Origin of the sequence: Corynebacterium sp. (genome assembly GCF_012837295.1) — a bacterium.
Lineage (GTDB): Bacteria > Actinomycetota > Actinomycetes > Mycobacteriales > Mycobacteriaceae > Corynebacterium.
The window spans coordinates 1-1,649 of the sequence record NZ_DURI01000316.1; the positions used below are offsets into that span (position 1 = coordinate 1).

The following is a 1,649-nucleotide window of genomic DNA, read 5'->3' on the forward strand; positions in this document are numbered from 1 at the left end:
AGCACTTCGTTGGCGGCGTGGGGGGCGTCGGCCAGTTCGCCCGACGTGTCGTCGGGGTGGCGGGTCAGGTTGATGACGGCGAGGATGAATCCTCCCCAGATGATCAGGATGAACAGCGCCATCATGACGATCGCGATTCCGGACATGGTCTACTCCTCCCGGTAGTCGGTGTTCGCGGCGGATGCCGCGGTGGATCCGTGGCCGGCGGGGGAGTCCGCAACGGCGGTGGTGGTGGGCGCACCGGTGTGCGCGTCCTCGGCGGCGATGGGATCGCCGGTGGAGGCCTTGCGGGGCAGGTGGGTGCGCTGGCGCGACGCGGGCGTGACGCCGAAGTCGGTGCCGGGCGGGCCGCTGAGCGAGTGGCGGCCGCGCCACGGCAGGACCGTGAGCACCAGCGAGCCGAAGAAGATGATGCCGATGACGCCCCAGCCGAAGACGTTGATCTGGGTGTCGGAGTAGTCGCCGTAGTTTTCGGTGAGCAGTCCGCGGACCTCGTTGAACAGGATCATGCCCAGGATGATGGGCGTGACGTTGACGACGAAGATGCGCCACAGCGTGCCGACCTTGAACGAGGACACGGCGTTGAGGTGCAGGCCGAACTCGTCCATGCGGCGCATGATCCAATCGAGGACGACGATGCTGATCAAGGCGACGCCTACGATCCCGATGTTGTTGGTGAACTTGTCCATGATGTCCAGGGTCACCAGGCCCGACGTGGTCGGGAACAGGATCAGGGACAGCACGGCCATCAGGCCGCCGATGCCCAGGGTGGCCGGAACGCGGGCCAGTTTGAGCTTGTCCTGCACTGCGGAGATGACGACCTCGAGCAGCGACATCAGCGACGTGAAGCCGGCGATGGCCAGCGACAGGAAGAACAGGACGCCGAAGATCGGGCCGATGACGTCGGGCATCTGCGAGATGACCGACGGGAAGGCGACGAAGGCGAGGCCGATGCCGCCGGAGACGACGTCGCCGACGCCGACGCCGGCCTGGGTGGCCATGAATCCGAGGGTGGCGAAGACGCCGATGCCGGCCAGGACCTCGAAGGAGGAGTTGGCGAAGGCGGTGACCAGCGCGGAGCTGGACAGGTTGGAGCGCGGCTTCAGGTAGGACGCGTAGGTCAGCATGATGCCGAAGGCAACGGACAGCGAGAAGAAGATCTGGCCGTAGGCGGCGATCCACACCGAGGAGTCGCCGAGCGCCTCCCAGTTCGGGGTGAAGAATGCGTCGAGCCCGGCCGCGGCGCCGTCGAGGGTCAACGCGTAGATCACGAGGGCGATGAACAGGACCGCGAGCAGCGGGATGAAGATCAGAGAGGTGCGGCCGATGCCCTTGTCCACGCCCAGCGCGAGCACGGCCAGGACGCCGACCCACACGAGCAGCAGGACGATGGCGATGGGCCACACGAAGTCCAGCGAGGTCACCGACGTGGCGTCGACCTGGAGGAAGTCGTTGTTGAAGTGGGCGTCGGGGTCGTCGCCCCAGACCTTGCCGATGGACTTCCACGAATACATGAAGGCCCAGGCGATGATCACCGAGTAGTAGATGGTGATGAAGAAGGCCACGCCGACCTGGATCCAGCCGAGCGGCTCGGCCCAGGGCTTGATGCGGCGGAAAACCTTCGGGGCGGAACCGCGGAAGCGGTGGCC

2 protein-coding genes are annotated in these 1,649 nt (G+C 66.3%); both read right to left on the minus strand.

The window, feature by feature from the left end:
- Positions 1-146 (minus strand): methionine/alanine import NSS transporter subunit MetS (gene metS, locus GX015_RS10310; protein WP_291344940.1); only part of this gene is annotated, 146 nt, incomplete at its 3' end.
- A 3-nt stretch (positions 147-149) separates the two neighbouring features.
- A partial coding sequence (locus GX015_RS10315) for a sodium-dependent transporter (protein ID WP_291344938.1) occupies positions 150-1,649 on the minus strand: 1,500 nt, incomplete at its 5' end.